The sequence below is a fragment of the Nostoc sp. genome (genome assembly GCF_036919815.1).
Lineage (GTDB): Bacteria > Cyanobacteriota > Cyanobacteriia > Cyanobacteriales > Nostocaceae > Nostoc.
Genome location: NZ_JBALCE010000004.1, coordinates 50407 through 74948 on the forward strand (window position 1 = coordinate 50407; position 24542 = coordinate 74948).

The following is a 24542-nucleotide window of genomic DNA, read 5'->3' on the forward strand; positions in this document are numbered from 1 at the left end:
ACAGATTCAACTTATTAAACTCCCTCAATTAACTTAGGACAAAAACAATGTCTAACATCAACAACCAAACCCAAGACCTTTACAGCATCGAATTGGTGCAAGACCTTGACCATGAAAACGCTGCTACTGTTAGTGGTGGTTCTTTAGACCTTTCGGACTTACGTAATGGTAAAGGCAAACGCTTAAATAATCTCACACGCAGCTATAACAGTTTAGGCAGCTTTAACAATAAAGCAACTTGGTACGATGTAAAGGGTAACAGAAGTTGGTTCGCCTGGAGTGGTAAGAATTTCACAGGTGAAAGATTCCTTCTAAAAGCAGGCACAAAAGGTAACTTACGCTTTTCTAACAACAACATTGAGTCTATCAGTCCTGTAGCTTAGCTCGGTTCTATTTCATACCGCGACTAGAATCCTGAAAGACCTAAAACAGAAAAGAATGCTCTCACCTTTGCTTTTAGCTGAGTAACATCCTTTTCTCGCAGCTTGTAGGAGTGAGACGGTTTTTGGTCACAACTGCCTACCTGCTCAGGTTCCTAAGAAGTTACGACTTACGCACTGAAGCTTGAAACTCTACAACCCACAAATCAAAACCTCACCCTGGTTTTGCTATGCAGAACCTGTCCCTCTCCTTATTAAGGAAAGGGATGTCCCATAGGACAGGGTGAGGTTTTTTTTGAGTAATTCGATGACTTGTGTGTACATCGTAGCCTTAAAAAGGGGGGAATTTCTAAAGCTTTTTAAGGGGTTGGGGGATCTGAGTGCGTAAGTCCTGGAAGTTTTAGTTATCTTCGGAAATTAACTTTCCAAAATTGGAAAGTCAATTTCCTAACTTGACGATGCGCGTCTAATTAAATTTATCTATTGTAAAAGGGTGCAGTGAAGGCGAACACCTAAAACGCGATCGCCGCACAGATTCAACTTACTAACCTACTTCAATTAACTAAGGAGAAAAACAATGTCTAACATCAACAACCAAACCCAAGACCTTTACAGCATCGAATTGGTGCAAGACCTTGACCAAGAAGACGCTGCTACTGTTAGTGGTGGTGCATTATACATTTCGACCGGATATAATGGTTCAGGAAGTGAGATAGGTCTCGGAAAAGGATATACCAGTTTAGGAGGCTATAACAATAAAGTATCCTGGTACAAAGTAACGGGTTACAAAGGTTGGTATGCGTACACTGGTAAGAATTACACAGGTCAAAGATACTATCTAAAAGGAAACAGCCAAGGTAACTTAGGCGGTAACGCTAACAACAACTTCGAGTCTGTACTACCTGCGTAATCAGGTTGGTTCTATTTTATACCGCAGACTATAATCCTGAAAAACCTAAAATAGAAAAGAATGCTCTCACATAAGGTTTTAGCTGAGTAACATCCTTTTCTGGCAGTTTGTAGGGGCGAGGTCGTATTCGCTCCTACTTTTTCATTTTATTGAAGATAACACAAATAAACTGTAATAGATAAAGGAAAAGAAAATGACGTAGGGACAATTCATGTAGCTTTAGCTGACCGCAGGGTATTGTCCCTACCAAGGATTTCGAGCAACGCAGAATTAATTTTTACTCCTATGTGTAATACCCATAGCTTGATTGAGCGTAGGAGTACGCGAACAGCATGACAATCAAGTTGCACAGGGACTAACCAAGTAATCCCCGGATTTTTTATGAAATATCAGGTTGTTCTCCAACATAGTGAAGAAGATTGTGGCGCTGCTTGCCTTGCAACTGTTGCCAAACATTACGGACGCACTTTGACTGTGAGCCGGGTACGAGAAGCGGTAGGCACGGGATCGCGAGGTACTACCCTGCTTGGTTTGAATCGAGGTGCAGAAGCTTTAGGATTTAATGTCCGCCAAGTCAAAGCTTCTCCTCAATTGATCGACAGTTTAAATAAAACTCCACTGCCCGCAATTATACATTGGAAAGGCTACCACTGGGTAGTTTTATACGGACAAAAGGGAAATAAATATGTAATTTGTGATCCTGGTTTTGGTATCCGCTACCTCAGCCGTCAGGAATTAGTTGAGGGTTGGAGCAATGGGATTATGCTGCTATTGGTGCCAGACGACACGCGTTTTTATGAGCAGTCGAATGACAAAATGACTGGCTTTGGGCGCTATCTGGTGCGTGTTTGGCCCTATCGCTTCCTTTTGGGTCAGGCGATCGCAATTAATATTGTAATCGGACTTTTGTCTCTGGCCTATCCTTTGATGATGCAACTCCTCACCGATGATGTGCTAGTGCGGGGAGATACTCAACTATTAACTACCGTGGCAATTGGGGTAATTGCCATGAACTTGTTTAAAAGTGCGATTGGTTTGGTACAGTCTCACCTGATCGGTCATTTCGGTCAACGGTTGCAATTAGGACTGCTGCTAGACTACGGTCGAAAACTTTTACACTTGCCCTTATCTTACTTTGAAGGACATCGTAGTGGGGAAGTCGTCAGCCGAATTGCCGATATTCATGCGATCAATGAGTTAGTTTCGCAGATTGTTCTTGGTTTACCTAGCGAATTTTTTATTGCTGTAGTTTCCTTGGGCTTTATGCTCTTTTTGAGTTGGCAACTGACTCTGGCTTCAGTATTGGCCTTTGTGATCGTCACCTTAGTTAATCTGCTTTTCCTACCCGCCTTGCGCCAGAAAACCCGTAAACTTATCGTTTTAGGCACTGAAAACCAAGGCTTTTTGGTGGAAACCTTTCGTGGCGTCCAAGTACTCAAAACGACACAAGCAACTCCCCAAGCTTGGCAAGAATATCAAACCAATTATGGTCGCCTGGCTAACTTGGGTTGGAGTACGATGAAGTTGGAACTATATAGCAGCACATTCACTCATATTCTTTCAAGTTTAACTAATATAGGTTTACTCTGGTTAGGCAGCTATTTAGTAATTAATCACACATTATCTATTGGTCAGCTACTAGCCTTTAACGGCATGAGTGGCAACTTTCTCGGTTTCTTAACTTCAGTAATCGGGTTAGCCGATGAGTTTATTACTGCCCAAATTGTTATCCAACGGATGGCAGAAGTGATTGACGCTACCCCAGAAGAGTCGAATGAAGAGAAAAAGCCTTGGGCAGAAATTTCTACTGATGCAAACATTATCTGTACTAAAGTTAACTTCCACCATGCTGGTAGAGTTGACCTCTTGCAAGATTTTACGTTGACTATCCCTGGTGGTAAAGTGATTGCTTTAATTGGTAAATCTGGTTGTGGTAAAAGTACTCTAGCCAAACTAATGGCTGGTTTATATTCCCTCCAGTCAGGCAATATCCGTTATGGCATCTATAACAAACAAGACTTATCTTTAGAATGTCTGCGACAGCAGGTAGTTTTAGTCCCGCAAGACCCGCACTTTTGGAGTCGCTCAATTTTTGATAACTTCCACTTCAGCTATCCTGACCTGACTTTTGAAGAAATTGTTATAGCTTGCCAGATTGCAGGAGCTGATGAATTTATTAGCGAATTACCTGACAAGTATCATACCGTCTTAGGAGAATTTGGAGCTAATCTTTCTGGTGGACAACGACAGAGATTAGCGATCGCCAGAGCAATAATTACTAACCCGCCAATACTGATTTTAGATGAATCTACTGGCGCTCTCGATCCCGCCAGTGAAGTTGAAGTACTAGATCGATTGCTTACCCATCGCCAAGGCAAAACCACAATTTTAATTAGTCACCGTCCCAGAGTCATTGGGCGAGCCGATTGGATTGTATTACTAGAGAAAGGACGTTTGCAAATTCAAGGTTCTCCAGAAGAATTGCGCCAAATTGCTGGTAATCACTTGGACTTCCTAGAGAACCTGGGGCCATCAACTCCTAGTTTATTAGTGAAATCTTCCGGCTCTCCTGCTAATGGCAAATATGTCAGCATCACTTAACTAATTCGTAATTCGTAATTAATTCTGTTTAGGTACTTGTTATGGTTAGTCAGTCTAATTCTGTCGTACTTCCCCAAGCTGAAGAAAACGATTTTTTGCCACCACTTGGGAGTTGGACTACTATTGGTGGCGCGATCACATTGGTTGCTGTGACAATAGCAGTTGCCGTCGCCTCTGTAACTCAATACAAAACCACCGTTCAAGCACAGGCAAGTCTGCGTCCGGCTGGTGAGTTGCGGCTGGTTCAGGCTGCGACAGAAGGCCCAGTTATGCGGATTTTTGTGAAAGAGAATCAGATTGTTAAAACAGGAGATGCGATCGCATCTATTGACGACTCCCGCCTGAAAACCAAAAAGAGCCAACTAGAAAGTAGCATTGGGCAAACAAAATTACAACTGGTGCAAATCAACGCTCAGATTCATGCTCTTAATAACCAAATTGTAGCCCAAACTGACAGCAGTAACCGTGCAGTTGCAGGGGCTGAAGCTGAATTGAGCAGTCGTAAGCGGGACTATCGAGACAAGCGAATTACTACTGTTAGTGATGTCCAAGAAGCCTCTGCAAACGTGAGAGCAGCAACTGCTGGCTTAACAGCAGCCGAGACAAAGCGAAACCGATATGAGAGCGTAGCCAAAGTTGGAGCTTTGTCACTAGATCAATTTGAGGAAGCACAACTAGCTGTTCGCCAGCAAGAACAAGTACTTGAGGCTGCCAAAGCCAAATTGCAAAGCCTCCAAGCTGCCCTGAATCCAACTCCAGCAGAAATTGCGATCGCTCAAGAACGCATTGCTCAAGAAAAAGCTACGGGACAAGCTAGCATCGCCACATTAGACAAAGAACGCAACGCCCTGATTCAGCAACGGATTGAAACGCAAAAACAGTTCGAGCATGATGACCGCGAACTTAAACAAGCGAATATCGAACTTAAGGAGACGATCATTTCTGCAACAGCAGACGGTATTATTTCCAAGCTAAACCTACGTAATCCCGGACAAACATTGCGCCCTGGAGAAGAAATCGCCCAAATTGTTCCTACTTCTGCCCCCTTGGTGATTAAGGCAGTGGTAGGAACTGAGGATAAAAGCAAGTTGAAGCCAGGACAAAATGTGCAAATGCGAGTTTCTGCTTGTCCTTATCCAGATTACGGTACTCTTCAAGGTAAAGTTAAATCAATTTCTCCAGATGCATTTTTTCCATCAGCGAATAATGATGCTGCTACAGGTACAACTACAACTACAACTACTCCCAAAGGTGCTGCCTTCTATGAGGTAACAATTGAACCTCAAAGCCTATCTTTAGGTCGAGGAAACAAACAATGTTCTATTCAAATGGGAATGGAAGGCAGAGCTGATATTATTTCTAAACAAGAAACTGTACTCCAATTCTTTTTGAGAAAAGCAAGGCTAATTGTAGATGTATAAGGAATATCCTTGGGTTAAGGCTTAACTCTTTGTCAAATTCAATTTTTTTAACGAACCGCATTCGCGCAGCGTCTCGTAGAGAAGGACGCATTCGCGCAGCGTCTCGTTGGCGCAGCCTCTCGTAGAGAAGAGAAGAACGCATTCGCGTAGCGTCTCGTAGAGAAGGAAGAAAAGGAAGAAAAGGAAGAAATCTTTAACTGAACTCTATTGATGTATAAGGGATATAGTAATCCTATTTGATTTGCTCTCCACTGAGACGTTCAGATCCCCGACTTCTTTAAGAAGTCGGGGATCTTTTTGTTAGTAAAGTCTCGAAATGGGTACACTAACTCCAACAAAGTAACTGGGACAGCATTAACCCACTTTTGAGGAGTACCCAAACTATGCTCACGCTTTCCGGCTATAAAATTATTAATCAAATCTACGACAGCAGCAACTCTCTGATCTATCGAGGCTACAGGGAAGCCGATGACCAACCTGTAATTCTCAAAACCCTGCGAGATGCTTATCCTTCGCCAGAACGCATTGCTTGTTATCAGCGTGAATATGACATTATCCACAATCTCCATCTCACAGGAGTTGTCCAAGTTTACGCTTTGGAAACTCACCAACAACGTCCAGTCTTAGTGTTAGAAGATTTCGGCGGTAGTTCTTTAGCTCAATTGCAGCTAGCTGGAAAAATAGAGTTAGAAGAGTTTCTCCAGTTGAGTATTTCTATCGTCGAAAGCCTTAGACAAATCCACGCTGCTAACATCATTCATAAAGATATTAACCCCTCAAATATTGTCTTGAACCCCGACACCAGACAAGTTAAAATCATCGATTTTGGTATTTCTACTGTTCTGTCACGAGAAACACAATCATTCAAAAATCCCAATGTTCTAGAAGGTACTATTGCTTACATTTCTCCTGAGCAAACAGGTCGAATGAATCGGGCGATTGACTATCGCAGCGATTTCTATTCTTTAGGAGTGACCTTTTATAAGTTACTAACAACAGAAGTGCCGTTTCCAGGAGATGATGCTCTAGCGTTGATTCATTGCCATATTGCTAAACAACCACCAAATATGAATAACCCTCTCCTTGGTAAGGAGAGGGTGCCGAAAGTGGGTGAGGCTTCTTTTCCTATTCCCCAAGTCCTCTGTGACATTGTGATCAAACTGATGGCGAAAAATGCCGAAGACCGCTATCAGTCTGCTTTTGGGATTCAGGCAGATTTAGAAGAATGTTTGCATCAACTGCAAACCAATGGGAAAATTGAGGTGTTTCCATTGGCTAGTCAGGATGTTTCTGATCGGTTTATAATTCCGCAAAAACTCTATGGACGGGAATCAGAATTAGAGACGCTATTGGCGGCTTTTGTTCGCGTAGCGTGTCCAGAGGACAATCGCATCGCCAATGGTACAACTGAACTAATGTTGGTTGCAGGCTATTCGGGAGTGGGCAAATCAGCTTTAGTAAATGAGGTTCATAAACCCATTACAGCCAAACGCGGCAATTTTATTACTGGTAAATATGACCAGTACCAAAAAAATATTCCCTACTATGCCATTTCACAAGGATTCAATGACCTGTGTAATCAATTATTGACCGAAAGCGAATCCGTTTTAAAACAATGGCAAGAGAAAATATTAGCTACTGTTGGCAATAATGGACAGGTTTTAATTGATGTCATTCCTAATTTAAAATTGGTGATTGGCGAACAACCTCCTGTAGCTCAGGTAGCTGGACAAGAAGCCCAAAACCGTTTTAATTTAGTCTTCCAAAACTTTATCAAGGCTATTTGTCAGGCTGAACATCCCCTAGTTTTCTTCATTGATGATTTGCAATGGGCTGATAGTGGTTCGCTAAAACTGCTCAAGATTATTTTAGGCGATCGCAACATTCAAAATTTACTCATCGTCGGAGCCTATCGAGATAATGAAGTAGATTCAATTCATCCATTAGTGATGACTTTGGACGAGATTGAGAAAGAGGGAGGATCTGTATCCAAGATTCATTTAGAAAACCTCACTCCAAAAGATGTAAATGCTTTAATTGCGGAAGCATTGGGCTGTTCAACTATCTTTAGTCAGCCATTAACTAATTTGGTTTGCGAGAAAACTCAGGGTAATGCTTTCTTTATCACTGAATTTTTGAAATCTCTCTATACAGATATGTTACTCAGTTTTGATTATCCAACAAAGCAGTGGTGCTGGGATTTAGAGCAGATTCAAGCCAAGGACATTACCGATAATGTTGTGGAATTAATGACAAGAAAAATTGTAAATTTGCCAGAAGGCACTCAGAAAAATTTGCACTTAGCGGCTTGTATTGGTAATATTTTTGATTTGTCTACCTTGGCAGTTATTTCTGAGCAATCAGCCAAGCAAGTATTAGACCACTTATTACCAGCACTACAAGAAGGTTTAATTGTTTTCTCAAATAATCAATATTACCTGAGAAATTTTGGGGATGAGAAAAAAGCTAGTTGTAAATTCCAGCACGATCGCGTCCAACAATCTGCCTATTATTTGATTCCAGAAGCGCAAAAGCAAGCAACCCATTTACAAATTGGGCGACTGATATTGAGCAATACATCAGCAGTAAAGCAAGAAGAGAAAATTTTTGAAATTGTTAACCAATTAAATATTGGTGCAGAGTTAATTAACACTCAAATTGAACAGGATGAATTAGCCAAGTTGAATTTATTAGCAGGACGTAAAGCCAAAGCATCTGCTGCTTATGAAGCTGCTATGGGATATTTTTTAATCGGCATTAAATTACTAGCAGCAGATTCTTGGCAAACAAACTATGACCAAACCTTGGCATTATTTGAGTCAGCAGCAGAAGCAGCATTTCTGTGCGGTGACTTCACACAGATGAATAGATGTGTAGAAGAGGTACTAGAAAATACTCAAGTTTTGTTAGACAAGGTAAAAGTTTATCAAATTCAAATCCAAGGCTTTTCAATGCAGAATAAATTCCTAGCAGCGATCGCAACCGGTCTAGAAGTTCTGCAAGCCTTGGGAATTAATTTTCCCTCTCCTCTAAATCACTCAGAACTGGGCAAAGTGTTACAGCAAACAGCAGTTCATCTGGGGGGAAGGAAAGTCGAAGACCTAATCAACCTGCCCCAAATGCGGGAAGCGCACCAACTAGCAGCGATGCAAATTCTTTCCAGCATCATGTCACCTGCCTTTCGGGGAGCGCCTGAGATATTCCCATTCTTTGGTTTAGAGATGGTAAATTTATCTCTGGAATATGGCAATACAGAACTATCAACGGTTGCCTATGTGACGTATGGTCTAATTCTCTGTGGAGTCTTGGAAGAGATTACATTGGGCTATCAATTTGGTCAACTTGCTTTGAGTTTGTTAGAACTTTACGATGCTCAATATCTCAAATGTTACATCAGCTTTGTATTTAATAGTTGCATCCGGCATTGGCAAGAACCACTCCAGCAAACGATCAAGTCCTTAAGGGAAGCTTATCAAATTGGTAGAGACACAGGAGATATAGAATTTTCAGGTCTTTGTGCGGTCGTTGATGCCGAGCATTTATGCGCGATTGGCCAATACTTGGTGGAAGTTGAACGGCAAATTGCTAACTACAGTCATTCCCTCGGTCAAGTCCAAAACAAAGCGGTTTTTGAGAATCTAGCTATTTATTGGCAGTTAACCTTAAATCTGCTAGAAACAACTGAAAACCCTTGTCTTTTAAGTGGGGCAGCTTATCGGGAGGAGCAAATGTTACCCTGGCATCAGCAAGCTAATGATGGCACTGGACTGGCGCACCTATATTTCTCCAAGTTGTTTCTTTGCTATCTTTTCCAAGATTTCCCGCAGGCCGCAGCCAATGTCCAAGAGTTAGAAAAGTGTCTAAATGCACTAACAGGAACCATAATCGTACCACTTTACAATTTTTACGATTCTCTGACGGCGTTAGCTTTATATGCTGATGCACTGCCGTCAGCACAAGCAGGCTTATTAGAAAAAGTCACAGCAAATCAAGCCAAAATGCAGAATTGGGCGAACTACGCGCCGACAAATTTCTTGCACAAATTTTATTTAGTGGAAGCTGAACGGCATCGAGTTTTAGGACAAAAAGCTGAGGCGATTGAGATGTACGATCGCGCGATCGCTAAAGCGACAGAACATGAATATCTCAACGAACAAGCGATCGCTAATGAACTTGCTGCCAGATTTTATCTCCAATGGGGTAAAGACAGAATTGCCCAAGATTATCTACTCAATGCCTATTATGCCTACACTCGCTGGGGAGCTAAAGCCAAAGTAGCAGATTTAGAAAAACGCTATCCCCAATTTTTAAACCAAGCCGAAAGAAACTCTCAACTTCCAACCTCTAAAACCATCTCCACCAGTAGTAGCAACATATCAACTTCCTTAGATTTAAAAAGCATCCTCAAAGCCTCCCAAATTCTGGGGCGAGAAATCAAACTCGATACTTTGTTGACTAAACTAATGACAATTGTCATCGAAAATGCTGGGGCAGAAAAGGGTTATTTACTTCTCAATCAACAGGGAGAATGGCAGATTGCAGCATCAGGAACAATTGACTCAGATGCAGTTAAAGTCAGAGAAGCTATCGCCATCGAAACCTTCAGTAAACCAATATTATCTAATGCTATTATCGATTACGTTGTTCGTACCAAAGATAGTGTTGTATTAAGCGACGCTGCTAATGCAGGTAATTTCACTCGTGATTCTTACATTCATCAACAGCAACCTAAATCTATCTTGAGTTTTCCCCTCCTCAATCAAGGCAATTTGATCGGGATTGTCTATTTAGAAAATAATCTCACAACTGGAGCCTTTACCCCAGAACGGGTGGAAGTTCTGAATTTGCTTTCGTCTCAAGCTGCTATCTCCATTGAAAATGCTACCCTATACAACACCTTAGAACAAAAGGTAACTGAACGAACTCAAGAACTGTCTCAAGCTCTAAAAGACCTGAAAGCTACCCAAAAGCAACTGGTGGAATCTGAGAAAATGGCGGCTTTGGGTAGTCTTGTGGCTGGGGTGGCTCATGAAATTAATACACCTGTGGGCACCAGTATCACTGTTGCTTCTACTTTAGCTGACGAAACGCGATCGTTTATTACGGCTGTCGAACAAGGTCAATTAAAGCGTTCAGTCTTAAACAACTATCTGGAGATTGCCAAGGAAAGTACTGACTTGATTCTCAGCAACCTAAATCGTGCCGGAGAACTCGTGCAAAGTTTCAAGCAAGTAGCGGTGGATCAAACCAGTTTGGAACACCGGACATTTTTAGTCAAGCAGTATTTGGAAGAAATTGTCATCAGCCTAAATCCCAAACTCAAACAAGCTTGCCATACCCTGATTGTGACAGGAGATGAAACTGTGATCATCAACAGCTATCCTGGGGCTTTAGCGCAAATTTTCACCAACTTAGTGATGAATTCCTTAACTCATGCCTATCAACTTCATGAATCAGGGCAGTTGCGAATTCAGGTGAAGCCAGAAGGTGAGGCTGTTGTGATTCAATATAGTGATGATGGTTGCGGCATTCCACCAGAAAACTTAAACAAAATTTTTGAGCCTTTCTTCACCACTGCTAGGCAAAAAGGAGGCAGTGGTTTAGGTCTGCATATTGTCTATAACTTAGTTACTCAAAAGCTGCAAGGGACAATTGATGTTCATAGTGAAGTAGAAAAGGGAACCCTATTTACAATGACACTACCTCTGACCACAAACTATTAAGTTTTGTTGTTCCTTTTAACAAAGTTGGTTGGCAATGCTTAACGATACCGATATGTTTCTCTCACCGACAGATGATGAAGTCTTCATATTTGAAGATGATCAAGAGCAGATAAGTGATAACACTCACTTAACTCTGTTGGAGGTAGAGAGTCAGGGACAAGAGACTTCTGAAGCTTGGAAAATGATGATTGTGGATGATGATGTTGAAGTCCACCAAGCAACCAAGCTGGCTTTGAGAAGTTTTACCTTTGAGGGCAAACCGTTAAATTTTCTCTCTGCTTTTTCGGGAACAGAAGCCAAAAAGCTGATTGTTGTTCACCCAGATACCGCGTTTATTTTATTAGATGTGGTGATGGAAACTAATGATGCTGGGTTAAGGGTGGTTAAGTATATTCGGGAAGAGTTGAAAAATCAGATTGTGCGGGTGATTTTACGCACAGGACAACCGGGAGATGCGCCCGAAGAATCAGTGATTTTTAATTATGACATCAATGATTATAAGTTGAAGGTGGAACTGACTCGCCAAAGGTTAATTACAAGTGCGCTCGCTGCTTTAAGGTCATACCGCGATTTAATCACCATAGAAAAACAAACAGCACAATTAACTCAAGCATTGCACGATCTGCAACAGTCACAATATAACAGTTTCGTGGAAAAGGAAAAAATGTCGGCACTGGGCAAGCTCGTTACAGGGATCGCCCACGAGATTAATAATCCAATTAATTTTATTGCAGGCAACTTGAAACCTGCTCAAGAATATATTCACGACTTATTGGCACTAATCGATCTTTATCGGCAAACCTTTCCTGATCCGGGAGCAGAAATTGAAGAAGCGATCGCCAGAATTGATTTAGACTATCTCCAAGAAGATTTACCTAAACTCATCTCTTCCCTGAAAGAAGGTAGCGATCGCATCCGTGGCATCAGCGCCAGTCTCCGCACCTTCTCTAGAGGAGATAGCGATCGCAAGGTTCCTTTTAATATTCATGAAGGCATTGAAAGTACATTACTCATCCTGAACCACCGATTAAAAGCCAATCAGGATCATCCTGACATTGAAGTAGTCAAAGATTATGGGCAAATACCTCAATTAGAATGCTTTCCTGGGCAACTCAACCAAGTGTTTATGAATCTTATTGCCAACGCTATTGATGCTTTGGAAGAATCTAACAAAGGGTGTAGTTTCCAACAAATCCAGGATAATCCCAATCGCATCACAATTCAAACCAGCTTGTCTGAAGATCGGCATCACGTTTTGATCCGAATTCAAGACAATGGCCAGGGAATGTCGGAAAATGTCAAGCAAAAACTGTTTGATTACTTATTTACCACCAAGGCAGTAGGCAAAGGTACAGGTTTGGGATTGTCAATTTCCCGGCAGATTGTAGAAGAAAAACATGGTGGACAACTTACGGTGACATCTGAGTTAGGCAAAGGCACAGAATTAGCGATCGTCATTCCAGTGGGGAGTGGGGAGAGACGCGATTAATGCCTAATGCCTAATGCCCAATGCCCCATCCCCAATGCCCAATGCCCCATAACTAATTCCAATCCTGTTCTTCTTTCTTGCCGCGACTTTTGTAAATTCCCCCCAAATCGTGAATTTGGCGAGTTTTCTCAAAAAGCTCGGCTTCGGTCAAACCCCACTGCTGCAAGACTTTATCTAGGTCTTTTTGGATGTCTCTCGCCCCTGGAAACCCTTGATAACGCATTCGCAGTCTAGCCAATTCTGCTAAATTATAGTCTGTCGCCTCTTGAAGGAGTAAAATATCAATAACGGGGCGATCGCGGTTATAAAGAGGATGTTGTTGGTCTTTCCCTGCGGGTGCATCAGTCATCGTCAAGTCCTGTTAGCGGATAGCTAGGGTTTAAGCCGTGTTAAGTCCTAAGTTTTTAGTTTAGCTGAGAGAGGGAGGCAGGAGAGGCACAAGAAAATTGTTAAATACTGAAAAATTAACTGTCAACCTTGCAACTCTTTACTTACCCTACTCCCCACTCCCCACTCCCCACTCCCTCACTCATCGTAGACGGCAACTACACCTGAGGTCTTACGGCTCTCACCACTGCCACCTAACTTTAAATAAAGTTACATTAGTCCTTAAGAAAATACAAAAAACTTTAGATGAGGGTGAATTTTATCTCACCCAAAGTCCAAGCAGCGAGGGAGCAAGAACCCATTATGTTTGAACACTTCACTTCCGAAGCCATTAGAGTAATTATGTTAGCTCAGGAGGAAGCACGTCGCCTGGGACACAACTTTGTAGGAACTGAACAAATTCTCCTGGGTTTGATGGGAGAAGGAACTGGGGTTGCTGCAAAAGTGCTGGCCGAATTAGGCGTTACCCTCAAAGATGCCCGCCGTGAGGTAGAAAAAATTATTGGTAGGGGTTCTGGCTTTGTACCACCAGAAATTCCTTTTACCCCCAAGGTGAAAAGCCTCTTCGAGCAATCCTTTAAAGAAGCTCACAGTCTAGGACAAAATTACATTAACACTGAACACTTACTCTTGGGATTGACCGAGGCTGGTGAAGGTGTCGCCGCCAAAGTACTCCAAAATCTAGGGGTTGACTTCAAGAGTGTCCGCAGTGCCATAGTTCGCCGTTTGGGTGAAAATTCACCGGCTTTTGCTGGTAGTGGTGGTCAAAAACGTACCCAACCGCTAGTTATGGAAGAGTTTGGCAGAAATTTGACCAAATTAGCACAAGAAGGCAGACTCGACCCCGTAGTTGGTCGCCAGAAGGAAATTGAGCGGGCAATCCAAATTCTCGGTCGCCGCACTAAGAATAACCCAGTGTTGATTGGAGAACCAGGAGTTGGTAAAACTGCGATCGCCGAAGGTCTAGCTCAACGTATTGTCAACCAGGATGTTCCCGAAACTTTGCAAGACAAGCAAGTTATCAGCCTCGATATGGGGTCATTGGTAGCTGGAACTCGCTTCCGTGGCGATTTTGAAGAACGCATCAAAAAAGTCGTGGAAGAAGTCCGCACTGTGGGCAATATCATCCTGGTAATTGACGAAATTCACACCTTGGTTGGCGCAGGTGGTACAGAAGGTGGTTTGGATGCAGCCAACATCCTCAAACCTGCCTTAGCACGAGGTGAACTCCAGTGCATCGGTGCAACTACCATTGATGAGTATCGTAAGCATATCGAGCGTGATGCCGCCCTAGAGCGTCGTTTCCAACCAATTATGGTCGGGGAACCCTCAGTACAGGAAACCATAGAAATTCTTTACGGCTTGCGCGGTGCTTATGAACAACACCACAAAGTCACAATTTTGGATGCGGCACTTGTAGCAGCAGCAGAATTATCAGACCGCTATATTAGCGATCGCTTCTTACCCGACAAGGCAATAGACTTGATTGATGAAGCAGGTTCTCGCGTTCGTTTGCGAAACTCCCAAAGTTCTCCGAATAAAGAACTCAAGCGTGAACTGGCTGGCGTTACCAAATCTAAAGAAGCAGCAGTCAGAGTCCAAGATTTTGACAAAGCTGGAACTCTGCGCGACCAAGAGTTAGAACTCGCAGAACAACTGCAAGCAACATTTACCCAAAACGATCAACCTGTCAACTCTACCGTCGTTGACGAAGAAGACATCGCCCAAATCGTTGCCTCTTGGACTGGGGTACCAGTTAACAAACTAACTGAATCTGAGTCAGAGTTGCTCCTGCACCTAGAAGACACTCTGCATCAACGAATCATCGGACAAGAGCAAGCAGTCTCGGCTGTATCTCGCGGTATCCGTCGCGCCCGTGTCGGACTAAAAAATCCCAATCGTCCCATTGCTAGCTTTATCTTCTCTGGTCCCACTGGAGTCGGTAAAACAGAATTGGCGAAGGCACTAGCTGGCTACTTCTTCGGTTCGGAAGAGTCGATGATTCGCCTAGATATGTCCGAATACATGGAAAGCCACACCGTCGCCAAGCTGATTGGTTCGCCTCCTGGTTATGTGGGATACGACGAAGGCGGACAACTTACGGAAGCCGTGCGGCGGAAGCCTTACACAGTGCTGCTATTCGACGAAATCGAAAAAGCACACCCCGATGTATTCAATATGCTGCTGCAACTCTTGGATGACGGTCATCTTACCGATGCCAAAGGTCGGAAAGTTGACTTCAAGAACACGCTGATCATTTTGACTTCCAACATCGGTTCCAAGGTGATTGAAAAAGGTGGTAGTGGCTTAGGCTTTGACTTCGACACTCAAGCCGACGCTAGTTATAACCGCATCCGCACCTTGGTAAATGAGGAATTGAAAGCTTACTTCCGTCCTGAGTTCCTCAACCGTCTCGATGAAATTATCGTCTTCACCCAGCTTTCCAAGGATGAAGTTAAGCAAATAGCGGAAATTATGCTCCGGGATGTTGCTAGTCGCTTGACGGAAAGGGGAATTATCCTAGAAGTTAGCGATCGCTTCAAAGAGCGTGTAATCCAAGAAGGCTACAACCCCAGCTATGGTGCTAGGCCATTACGTCGGGCAATTATGCGCCTCCTAGAAGATTCTCTCGCCGAAGCAATGCTGTCTGGTGAAATTACAGATGGAGACACAGCAATTATCGATGTTGATGATGACTCTCAGGTAAGAGTCAAAAAATCAGAAAAACGAGAATTGCTCTTGGCAAATGTTGGATAATTTTATACCTGATCACTTTTTGATGTAATATTTCAGAAACACCTAGTCCTTCGGGTTCGCCAGTGGCTTTTAGCGTCTCCCCTTCTCTACGAGACCCTACGCGAAGGGAGAAGACCGCGCTGGCTGACCTCTCATCTAAGTAGAGGCATCTCTGATAAACATCAAGTGAAATGGTATTATATCTTTCACCCCTGGTAGAAATACCGGGGGCTTTTTTTTGATGCAGGTGATTACCCTCATCAAAATTTTTGAAATGCACTTAGCAAGATTGAAGCCAAAGTACCATGTACACTCTGTCATCATCCAGATTTTCCAAATCGCGCTCACAAAACCTCGGAACATAACCGCATAGTTCCATCAGATAAGCAATATCCTGCTGAGTTTCATTGTCACCATTTGCTACTAAAAATAATCAATTCAGTTGCAACTACTGTGGCTTGAAAATTTTTTTCTTATCTATAAATCGGACAATTTTACAGGAGATTGTAATTCTAAATTGCCTCATCCCATTACCCCCTTACAAATTAATTATGATGCTGACTCCTCTGGTAACAATTCTGATGCTGCTTCACCATCAACAGTATTATCGGAATCACCAGATTTAGAAAAACCATCTGCTATATCTTTAATAAAACCAGCCACAGGTACCGCGACTAGCAAACCCAAGACTCCACCAACATTGGTTCCTACAAGTAAAGCAACTAATACCCATATTGGTCTAAGTCCAGTAAATTTGCCTAAAAGACGAGGTGCGATCGCCTGATCAATTAACTGATCAATGACAACAGCTACCGCAAAAACTTTCACTGCTAGCCAAAAATTATGTATGGCTAATATTGAAATTATTATAATTAGACTAATGACATCACCAAAGGGAACTAAGCTCAAAAGCCCAACTCCTAAACCAAATAGTAAAGCAAACTGGACTTGAAAAACTAAAAACATTAATGTTTCTGAAACTCCCATCAGCAAAGCCAAAGTTCCCTGACCAATCAAGTAATTTTGAAAGTTTTGCTGAATAGATTCACTTACCTTCTGAGCATAGCTTCCAGGTAACTTTTTAAATATTCCCTCCCAAATTCTTGGACCATCTAACAATAGATAAAAAGTCAGCACTACTGTAATTAATGACTGAGAAATACTATCAATTGTATCTCTGATAATGCCTAAAAGTTTATCCGAAACAAACTCTAATTCATTGGGTAATTTGTTGGTTATTTGTGTTAATAACTGACTTAGATTGACATTTAATTTGTGCCTAAAAAACCAATCATTTAAAATCTGAAGTTTTTCTTCGCTAGAATCAATCCATTGGGGAAGGACTTTAACCATCTCATTAAATTGCTCTAAAACAATGGGTACTAAAGTGATACCCAGAGCAACAACAATTACTAATGCTAATATAAAAACTGATGTTACTGCATAGCCGCGTTTAACTCCTCGCTTTTGGAGAATCGAAACAGGATAGTTTAAAACGAATGCAAGTAAAGTAGCCAAGAGAAGAATTGTGACGACAGGTTGAAAATTTTTAACAAGCAAAAATGCTAGCCAAGCATTGAGAAACACTAGAGGAAATAGCAGCGTAAAAACTAACCATCTAAGTAGTTGATTCAGTGGAAAATTCATAATCAATTTAGAAATCAAAATTATTCTAGTTACTAGATTGAACCTGAAAATTAAATATGCTCAAGGGGAAGTAAATAAGAAAAATCTTCCCCTACTCCCATTCGGCTACGCTCACGGCAAGCCTACTCCCAATTATTCCGATTACTAACTTTCAGCAAAAGCTAAAAATTGCTCCTCACTTATTCGCCCTGCTTGATACAGAGTATTAGTAATTTCCGAAAGAGTTAAAACCGCATGAGCGAGATAACCATTTTGCTGTAACCGATCTTTCACCCCTTGTTCATGGTCGATAAATACCACAATGTCATTAACATTTAATCCTGCTGATTTCAACTTCTCTGCCCCTTCCATAACACTTTTGCCACTAATCAGAATATCATCAACTACCACAACCGTTTCACCAGGATGAAAGTTACCCTCAATTACTCTCCGAGTTCCGTGTGCCTTCACCTCTTTACGGGGGAAAATCATCGGACAATTAAGGCGCAAAGCTAAACCAGTAGCTGTGGGTAAAGAACCGTAGGGAATACCTGCTAATCTATCAAAATTGAGGTTCTTCAAAATATCCTGATATGCAGTCAGAACTTGATTAAAAACTTGGGGATTGGAAATAATTTTGCGTAAGTCGACGTAATAAGGAAATATCGCTCCTGATGCTTGGACAAAGCTGCCAAACATAATACAGTCAATGTCATAAAGTTGTAAAATTAAATCCTGCTGGGGGTGCTGATTTAGCAAACAAACATCAGGAAACCACACAGAACAAGTTGAATTTTCGTGAATAATTTCAGCTTTGATTTGATTAATTTCTGCGCGTAGAGACTGGACTTTATCAGATAGTTGTGAATTTCCCAACATATCTTGAGGAACAGGAATCAGCAAACCATCACCGTTAGCATTCAAGCCTGCTTCTAAAATTTGCTTCAGGTTTGAACCTTCCGCCCAGATGCTACGCGCCATAATAATTCGTTCGGGAGCGATCGCTCGAATAAGTGCTAAAGTTCCAGGGTTTGTAGTTCCCACTTCCAAACCTAATTGTTCTGGAGTTCCCCAGGTTTTTGATTCTTTTACCACCTGTAAATAAAGGGGTGATTCTTTCGTAGGATATTGCTGTAAAGCTTCTGCACCTCGATTAGAAGTACAGCATAAAATAAACACCGCTTTATCAGGATAAACCAAAAAAGGTGCTACATGATCTTGTCCTGTATAAGGGCTGAGAGTGATTGCATCCACCTGCCATTCTGTAAACACAGTCCGGGCAAAGATGGTACTAGTATTTAGGTCACTGTGTTTGGCATCTAAAATAACTGGGATGTGGGCTGGAATAGCTGCTAAAGTTTTGTACAGCAGTTCTAAACCTGGAATACCTAGCGCTTCGTAAAAGCCAAGTGTCGGTTTATAAGCACAAACGTAATCAGAAGTTTCTGCAATAATGAATTGTAACCACTTCTCCAAACCAGCGATGAGTTCTTGAGATTCATAATACACAGGCATCATCTCTGGATTCGGATCAAGTCCTACAAACAGTAAGCTTTGATTTCGCAAGATATTAGAATTCAATTTATCAAAAAAGTTCATATTTTTCGGTTTTAAAAAAGCTTAAATAGCTAGTTCATAAAAGTTAGGAGTTATGAGAGATGCGATTAATCGCGTCTGTACAAGAGTTATTCTTCCTCATCTATCCCTAGAGTTGTTCATTTACAAAAACATTGATTCTGTTAGTTGAGTGCCTCCAGCTTTTTGCCCTAATCGAGAGTGAATCACTGCAAATAAGATAACCATTGGTACTGAGGCAAAGTGAACAATTCGCAATGCTTGCCAATTGCCAAAAAGATCCACAATCCAGGGAAATTGAGCAGGTTTATACATTCCTATTCCTGTAAATAATGCCAGCAGCAAAATAGGAATAATTGCTGTATAGGCAATACGATGCCAAGCATAAATTAAACGTTGGGAATTATGACTTTTTTGTAATGCTTTGAAGTCATTGGTACCTACAAACCGATGTCGCCAGCACCGGGTAATTAAAATGTAAATTCCATACCACAACAAATTCAGCGAGAATAACCACATTGCTGCGAAATGCCAGTGTCTACCTCCTGCGAGCCAACCTCCTAAGGTAAATATTGGAGGAATGTGCAAACCTGCACGTCCACCAAAAACAGGGTTGGCGTTGTAAATTTGTAGTCCACTGGTGAGCATGATAAACAAACTAATGACGTTACAGGAGTGGAAAATTTTGGCTCCTATTGCTTGAGTAGGCAGCTTCCGAGTTTGAGAGGGAAGGGTTGAAGTCATAGATTTGACTGATTAAAGTTGCTGATTATCTGTCCTGAAAATCGGGTATGGGGCATTGAGAATTAGACGTAGTTAAGAGAGACTTTAATTATTTGTTGTGTCCAACCGAACATAAGTATCTGTCTTGGGTAAATAGCCCTGCAAATTCGAGGGTGGTATTGCTCACCCTTATTTTCCCATTTTATGATTCAGTATTCTGGCAAAGATATTCGCTGCTGTTTTATTTAACTGTCAATTTAAGCATGGCTAACGTCGTTTATCGATTGCTACTACAGTAGTCTAGCCGTAATAACACGATAAATTGCATTCCATCACTCCCTCGCTCAAACGATTGCTAATGCTGGAATCCCAATTTCTGCCATACCCGTATCGCACGCTTGTTAAATGCTGCGATCGTCACCCGAAAAGCTTTCGGCTTAAAGAAACTGTCTGCAAATTCCAATACGGCTTTAGCATACTCAGCACCCTTTCCTCGTCCGGTCAAGTCAGGGCGAATCCCCATGCCAATATCCAACGCCTGATCACGGTAATCAGCACCAGTGACCTGTCCATCTTGTCCAAAAGAACAGTAAGCTACCAACTCGCTATTCTCATCCATAATAGTGTAGAAGGTGTTCTGGGGGTGCAGAAGATGTTGTAGTAGATTAGCGTAGGTTCAATAAGTGAAACGTAAACATTACTTGTTGTGTTGCTACTATTACCCCTAACTTTTAGATTGGCATAATTAGCGCTGGCAACATCAGTGCCACTCTTGGGTAAAATTGGGGCAAAAGCAGGACACAGTTATTTTTTCATTCTGTAGAAACGTTAAGCAGTTAGTTGCTTAACAACCATGTTGCAATTGCCTAAAAACTGGCGTGCTTTCTAATAGCGGCATAGTGTCTTGCTATTGTATTCATTTCAATGATCAACTCTGTACCTTGACCTAATTGAGAATTACACTTAAGTTTACCTTGATGTTTTTCAACTATAATTTCTCGACTAATTGATAGCCCTAGCCCTTGACCTTTACCTACTGGTTTTGTCGTAAAAAATGGTTCAAATATATGTCTTTGGATATGGGGAAGTATACCTTTGCCATTGTCATAAATCCGAATTATGACTTTATGCTTTTTCCCTAGTTGGTTGTCATTTCCCCAAGGTTTATTACTGTTAACTAATGATAAATGATTGCTAATAATCTCTGTATGAATCAAAATATTGGCACTAAAGGAACAATCATATTTCATCTTTTCTTCTAAGGCATCAATGGCATTAGTTAAGATGTTCATGAATACTTGATTTAGATCACCAGAGTAACACTTGATTAAAGGCAACTCCCCAAAGTCTTTAATTACTTCAATGCCTGCTCTATCCGGCTGTTCTTTTAGACGATGTTGCAAAATTCTCAAAACACTATCAAGTCCTTGGTGCAGGTCAGCCTTTTTCATTTGACCTTCGTCAGAGGTTGAAAAATTCCGCAATGCGAAAACAATTTCTTTAACACGCTCAGATCCAGCTCGCATTGACCACAGCAATTTCAAAAAGTCTGTCTTCACGAAACCGAGGTTAAGGCGTTGCAGATGTGAGGCAATGACTGGGATTGGTGTGGGATAATAATGTTGGTAAAGTTCAATGATTCTGATTAAATCTTCAGCGTATTGACTGGCGGGATGAAGATTACCGTTGATGAAGCTAACCGGGTTGTTAATTTCGTTAGCCATATCCGCCACCAGTTGACCGAGATTAGCCATTTTCTGGTTCTGCAATAACTGCTTTTGGGTATATTTGAGTTCTGCGAGGGTAATTTCTAGCTGCTGTGATTTTTCCCTAAGTTGGTCTTCGTTAGACTGACGTTGGGCAATTTCTCTTTGGACTTGTTCAAATAGTTGGTATTGTTGAATAGCGATCGCCTTATCCTGACTAATATCCTTATGCGTCCCCGCCATCCGTAATGGTTTACCGAATTCATCCCACTGAAATACTTTCCCACATACAAAAATCCACTTCCACTCGCCGGATTTAGTCAACATTCGCAATTCCACTTCAAATACAGGTGTACATCCTTGAAGATAATCGTGCAATACTTGGCGAATTCTTGGTAAATCCTCTGGATGTACAAGTTGCTCAAAGGATTTATGCTCATTGTGGATTTCGTCTACTTCATACCCCAGGATGCGCTTCCACTGAGGATCATAATAGGTTTTGTCAGTTATCAGATTCCAATCCCACAACCCCAAGCCACTGGCGATTAATGCCATTTGGAAGGCGGCTTGTGAACATTGAGAAGTATCTAAATTTTCTTGAGATAAGTCTTTTTGTCCTTTTTGCAGTGGCTGTGATTCTGGGAAACTCTGAGAATCTTGTACTGAAAGTGGAGTTTTCAACTCATAGGTAGCGGGTTCTTCGATATGCATAGCTGCTGGTACGATGAGGAAGATATCCTGTAGCTCTCTCTACGCTGTCTTAGCACCCTGACGATCCAGTTATGGATAATTCGTCAACTTGGTTTATTAGGCTGTAACTTCGGTTGGAGATATATCAGCCTATATGAGCAATTTGGATGAAATTTAGAACAAGGTAAACGAACGAATCTAACCTCTGTTGCGATCGCAGTGGCCATTTTTTAGAAAAAATAGCTACATTGTGTGCATCTACATTCTAAGATATGTCTAAAAAAAGTAGTTAAAATCACATACAATCACCGAAAAACTCCGAAAAATTTGTCAGAAAAATTCGCTGTTTGATTTATTTGACTAATGCTCATCTCTAAACCAGGCGATCGCCTGTAGATTTACCGACTCAGTACTGAGTGCTGAGTCCTGAGTGCTGAGTAAATTAAGAAGTACTCACTACTTTTGAACTTGGGTTTTTGCCCCACCCGCAAGTGGCGTGGAATCTTTATGAATTTTAGTCTAGGCGATCGCAGCCGTCGTCAGTGTTACAGGTTCCATAAATTAGTAATTTAGTAATGAAATACGAAATCGCACAGGAAAATACAAATACAGACTTGAGTTTAATGGGTTTTAGATGAGCGATGTCTGTGATGGGCTGTTGGCTGACGCCTTTACAACACCATCATTCAACCTTAGAACACAAAACTTCCAGATTAGCTCGATTCCTTACAATGGAATAGGGTTTTATTCACTTTCCTTCTTGAGGGAATCTCAAAGTCAACACACTAACGATGCATGATACCCAACTGCTACCACGCATTAATGCTACATCCAAGAGAGAAAATGGTAAACAATATTATGTAGATGCCAAGGGAAATCGCTTTCCCAGCGTTACTACAATACTTAATGCCACCAAATCACAAGCAGACAGAGACAGATTATTAAACTGGAAAGCGCGTCTTGGTACAGAAGAAGCTACCCGCATTACTACAAATGCTAGTCGGCGGGGAACCCAAACACATAAACAAATTGAGCGCTACCTCCTTGGACAAAACCCTGTTTGTCCCGAAGCGAGTCGCCCTTATTGGGAAAGTATCAAGCCAGTTTTAGAACAAATCGACACAGTTAGACTCGTAGAAGGCTCTGTTTTTCATGATGATTTGGGTTATTCTGGCAAAGTTGATTGTATTGCCAGCTATCAAGGTATTCCCTGTATTTGCGAGTGGAAAACAGCAGACAAACCCAAAGGCTCAATTGAGCATTTATATGAACATCCACTGCAACTTACGGCGTATATAGGAGCAGCTAACGAGTATTATCGAGATTATGGCATTCAGCTAAAGCACGCTCTTTTGGTAGTAGCGATTCCAGAAATGCCAGCTGAGGTATTTTGGTTTGAATCAGCAGTCATTAAAGATTACTGGCAGCAGTGGGAAAAAAGAGTCGCTGAATATTGGGAACGCAGAAGTGTTTGGGGTTAGTCAGTGGGATTGCACAATTAGCAAAAGACTGTATTTGGTAACGTGAAGTAAATTTTTACGAGTACTAACAACAAGCAGTCTAATTTTGTAATGGCAACACAGTAATTAACTCAGAAAATCTGGCAAAATCACTTGTGTTGTGAGTGAGTAACTGAGGAATGCCATAAACTAGCATCGTGGCGACAATATTTGCATCATGAACTTGCTTACCACCAATAGTAATTTGCTGCATTAGAGATAAAAGTCTTTGTGTCACTTGGGCGGTATCGTCAGCTACTTGAAATTGAGCTTGAAAAAATCGGGTACGTTCAATTATGATCGCAACAGGTCGGGGATTCATCAATGCTTGTGGACGACTAAGAGTCATTAAGAATTCCCGCAACACCTGGCGACTAATCCATAATTCATATTCCTGCGTCATAAAGATTTTCAATAGCCTGTAGTGCTGCTTGGTGAAAGGGAGATTCAGACACATTTGCATACACTAAAATGTTCGTGTCCAGAAATACAGAGTTAGTGACCCCAATCACCATACATATCCTCACGTCTTAGAGAAAGATTCTCAGGCCAATAACCATAATTATCTACAGGGAAGTTTAGAGGAGGGCGTTTTTCCTTGCTCTCTGCTTTCTCTGCCAAAGGCTTTTCATCAATTACTATTACCACCTGATGTTCACCCTCTGGAATATCCAATGGTAATTGCGCTGTAATCTTACCATCTTTAGTAACTGTGGCAATTGTTTCTATACTTTTCATACTATTTCTATTCGATTAATACATTACTACTTGGTGAAAGAAAGATTTGGACACATTTGCATAAACGAAAATATTCGTATAGATAAATACACGATTATTAATCGTTTGCATAAAGGTCTTCTCTACGGAAAGTTAAGCTTTCCGAGACTAATCCTACAGGATAGGCGGAAAATTTGAGAGGCGCTTTCTTTTCCTTGCTCTCTACTTTCTCTACCAAAGGCTTCTCATCAATTACTATCACCACCTGATACTCACCTTCTGGAATATCCAATGCTAATTGCGCTGTAATCTTACCATCTTTGGTAACTGTAGCAATTGTTTCTATAGTTTTCATCTCA

At 41.5% G+C, this 24542-nt stretch carries 17 protein-coding genes; 8 read left to right on the forward strand and 9 right to left on the reverse strand.

The genetic code is table 11. From position 1 onward, the window contains the following. Nucleotides 1-47 precede the first annotated feature (47 nt). The 6 genes from V7K15_RS00695 (at nucleotide 48) to V7K15_RS00720 (ending at nucleotide 12524) form a co-directional block, all read left to right on the forward strand. The gene (locus tag V7K15_RS00695; RefSeq protein ID WP_334902099.1) at nucleotides 48-383 is read left to right on the forward strand and encodes a hypothetical protein; all 336 of its coding nucleotides are present in this window, start codon (nucleotides 48-50) and stop codon (nucleotides 381-383) included. A 574-nt stretch (nucleotides 384-957) separates the two neighbouring features. Continuing rightward, nucleotides 958-1290: a hypothetical protein gene (locus V7K15_RS00700; RefSeq protein WP_334902101.1), complete on the forward strand. Its 333-nt coding sequence runs from the start codon at nucleotides 958-960 to the stop codon at nucleotides 1288-1290. A 381-nt stretch (nucleotides 1291-1671) separates the two neighbouring features. Beyond that, entirely contained in the window at nucleotides 1672-3891 is a 2220-nt protein-coding gene (locus tag V7K15_RS00705; protein ID WP_334902102.1) for a peptidase domain-containing ABC transporter, read from the forward strand. A 41-nt stretch (nucleotides 3892-3932) separates the two neighbouring features. Next, nucleotides 3933-5312 carry an HlyD family secretion protein gene (locus tag V7K15_RS00710; protein ID WP_334902104.1) on the forward strand — a complete coding sequence of 460 codons (1380 nt, stop codon included), beginning with the start codon at nucleotides 3933-3935 and terminating at the stop codon, nucleotides 5310-5312. Nucleotides 5313-5695: 383 nt separating this feature from the next. Then, nucleotides 5696-11035, forward strand: coding sequence for a trifunctional serine/threonine-protein kinase/ATP-binding protein/sensor histidine kinase (locus V7K15_RS00715; protein ID WP_334902106.1), 5340 nt, complete (start codon nucleotides 5696-5698; stop codon nucleotides 11033-11035). A gap of 34 nt (nucleotides 11036-11069) precedes the next feature. Beyond that, nucleotides 11070-12524, forward strand: a complete 1455-nt coding sequence (locus tag V7K15_RS00720) for a hybrid sensor histidine kinase/response regulator (protein WP_334902108.1) — start codon at nucleotides 11070-11072, stop codon at nucleotides 12522-12524. Between the two features lie 52 nt (nucleotides 12525-12576). Here the strand turns inward: V7K15_RS00720 and V7K15_RS00725 are convergent, their stop codons facing one another. Continuing rightward, on the reverse strand, nucleotides 12577-12873 hold the full coding sequence (locus V7K15_RS00725) for a DUF3288 family protein (protein WP_334902109.1): 297 nt from the start codon (nucleotides 12871-12873) through the stop codon (nucleotides 12577-12579). A gap of 341 nt (nucleotides 12874-13214) precedes the next feature. On the opposite strand from V7K15_RS00725, the gene V7K15_RS00730 reads away from it, so the two are divergent. Further along, nucleotides 13215-15668 (forward strand): ATP-dependent Clp protease ATP-binding subunit, encoded by a 2454-nt coding sequence (locus V7K15_RS00730; RefSeq protein WP_334902149.1) that lies wholly within the window; start codon nucleotides 13215-13217, stop codon nucleotides 15666-15668. 528 nt (nucleotides 15669-16196) lie between these two features. Here V7K15_RS00730 and V7K15_RS00735 read toward each other — a convergent pair. The 5 genes from V7K15_RS00735 to V7K15_RS00755 all read right to left on the reverse strand — a co-directional run bounded on the left by V7K15_RS00735 (nucleotide 16197) and on the right by V7K15_RS00755 (nucleotide 21988). Then, nucleotides 16197-17294, reverse strand: a complete 1098-nt coding sequence (locus V7K15_RS00735) for an AI-2E family transporter (protein ID WP_334902111.1) — start codon at nucleotides 17292-17294, stop codon at nucleotides 16197-16199. 144 nt (nucleotides 17295-17438) lie between these two features. Further along, entirely contained in the window at nucleotides 17439-18872 is a 1434-nt protein-coding gene (locus V7K15_RS00740) for a bifunctional orotidine-5'-phosphate decarboxylase/orotate phosphoribosyltransferase (RefSeq protein ID WP_334902113.1), read from the reverse strand. Nucleotides 18873-18992: 120 nt separating this feature from the next. Further along, complete coding sequence (locus V7K15_RS00745; protein ID WP_334902115.1) at nucleotides 18993-19592, reverse strand: cytochrome b/b6 domain-containing protein; 600 nt, start codon at nucleotides 19590-19592, stop codon at nucleotides 18993-18995. 334 nt (nucleotides 19593-19926) lie between these two features. Further along, the gene (locus V7K15_RS00750) at nucleotides 19927-20220 is read right to left on the reverse strand and encodes a GNAT family N-acetyltransferase (protein ID WP_334902151.1); all 294 of its coding nucleotides are present in this window, start codon (nucleotides 20218-20220) and stop codon (nucleotides 19927-19929) included. A 217-nt stretch (nucleotides 20221-20437) separates the two neighbouring features. After that, nucleotides 20438-21988 carry a PAS domain-containing sensor histidine kinase gene (locus V7K15_RS00755; protein WP_334902117.1) on the reverse strand — a complete coding sequence of 517 codons (1551 nt, stop codon included), beginning with the start codon at nucleotides 21986-21988 and terminating at the stop codon, nucleotides 20438-20440. Nucleotides 21989-22758: 770 nt separating this feature from the next. Here V7K15_RS00755 and V7K15_RS00760 point away from each other — a divergent pair. Next, a complete protein-coding gene (locus V7K15_RS00760; protein ID WP_334902118.1) occupies nucleotides 22759-23448 on the forward strand; it encodes a PD-(D/E)XK nuclease family protein in 690 nt (229 codons plus the stop codon). A gap of 79 nt (nucleotides 23449-23527) precedes the next feature. Here the strand turns inward: V7K15_RS00760 and V7K15_RS00765 are convergent, their stop codons facing one another. The 3 genes from V7K15_RS00765 to V7K15_RS00775 form a co-directional block, all read right to left on the reverse strand. Further along, a complete protein-coding gene (locus V7K15_RS00765; protein ID WP_334902120.1) occupies nucleotides 23528-23869 on the reverse strand; it encodes a type II toxin-antitoxin system VapC family toxin in 342 nt (113 codons plus the stop codon). A 92-nt stretch (nucleotides 23870-23961) separates the two neighbouring features. Then, nucleotides 23962-24204, reverse strand: coding sequence for a hypothetical protein (locus V7K15_RS00770; protein ID WP_334902122.1), 243 nt, complete (start codon nucleotides 24202-24204; stop codon nucleotides 23962-23964). A 97-nt stretch (nucleotides 24205-24301) separates the two neighbouring features. After that, a complete protein-coding gene (locus V7K15_RS00775; protein WP_334902124.1) occupies nucleotides 24302-24538 on the reverse strand; it encodes a hypothetical protein in 237 nt (78 codons plus the stop codon). Nucleotides 24539-24542: the final 4 nt, after the last annotated feature.